This is a genomic window from Pseudomonas sp. PWP3-1b2, assembly GCF_049896045.1.
Lineage (GTDB): Bacteria > Pseudomonadota > Gammaproteobacteria > Pseudomonadales > Pseudomonadaceae > Aquipseudomonas > Aquipseudomonas antarctica_B.
Window position 1 is genome coordinate 1 of record NZ_JAFCTN010000091.1, and the last position, 1,120, is coordinate 1,120.

At 48.9% G+C, this 1,120-nt stretch carries 2 tRNA genes and 1 rRNA gene; all 3 read left to right on the forward strand.

Annotated features, from left to right (window positions below):
• Positions 1-105: 105 nt before the first annotated feature.
• Positions 106-182: transfer RNA gene (locus tag ACP7A2_RS27125), tRNA-Ile, on the forward strand.
• A 30-nt stretch (positions 183-212) separates the two neighbouring features.
• Positions 213-288 (forward strand) — tRNA-Ala (locus ACP7A2_RS27130).
• Positions 289-537: 249 nt separating this feature from the next.
• Positions 538-1,120, forward strand: a 23S ribosomal RNA gene (locus ACP7A2_RS27135); the annotation flags it as partial.

A 1,120-nucleotide genomic window follows, 5' to 3' on the forward strand; every position in this document is an offset into this window, starting at 1 on the left:
CCTGCGGCTGGATCACCTCCTTAATCGACGACATCAGCTGCTCCATAAGTTCCCACACGAATTGCTTGATTCATTGAAGAAGACGATAAGAAGCAGCCCGAAATTGGGTCTGTAGCTCAGTTGGTTAGAGCGCACCCCTGATAAGGGTGAGGTCGGCAGTTCGAATCTGCCCAGACCCACCAATTTTGTGTGGGAAACGCCTGTAGAAATACGGGGCCATAGCTCAGCTGGGAGAGCGCCTGCCTTGCACGCAGGAGGTCAACGGTTCGATCCCGTTTGGCTCCACCACTACTGCTTCTAGAAGTTGAAAGCTTAGAAATGAGCATTCCATCAAAATGATGGTGAATGTTGATTTCTAGTCTTTGATTAGATCGTTCTTTAAAAATTTGGGTATGTGATAGAAAGATAGACTGAACGTTACTTTCACTGGTAACGGATCAGGCTAAGGTAAAATTTGTGAGTTACTCAGTTTTGAGTATTATCGAATTTTCGGCGAATGTTGTCTTCACAGTATAACCAGATTGCTTGGGGTTATATGGTCAAGTGAAGAAGCGCATACGGTGGATGCCTTGGCAGTCAGAGGCGATGAAAGACGTGGTAGCCTGCGAAAAGCTTCGGGGAGTCGGCAAACAGACTTTGATCCGGAGATGTCTGAATGGGGGAACCCAGCCATCATAAGATGGTTATCTTACGCTGAATACATAGGCGTAAGAGGCGAACCAGGGGAACTGAAACATCTAAGTACCCTGAGGAAAAGAAATCAACCGAGATTCCCTTAGTAGTGGCGAGCGAACGGGGACTAGCCCTTAAGTGGCTTTGAGATTAGCGGAACGCTCTGGAAAGTGCGGCCATAGTGGGTGATAGCCCTGTACGCGAAAATCTCTTAGTCATGAAATCGAGTAGGACGGAGCACGAGAAACTTTGTCTGAATATGGGGGGACCATCCTCCAAGGCTAAATACTACTGACTGACCGATAGTGAACTAGTACCGTGAGGGAAAGGCGAAAAGAACCCCGGAGAGGGGAGTGAAATAGATCCTGAAACCGTATGCGTACAAGCAGTGGGAGCCGACTTGCTGATGAGCGCGCAGCCAGTGCTGAAGGCCGCCGCCGAGCTGGTG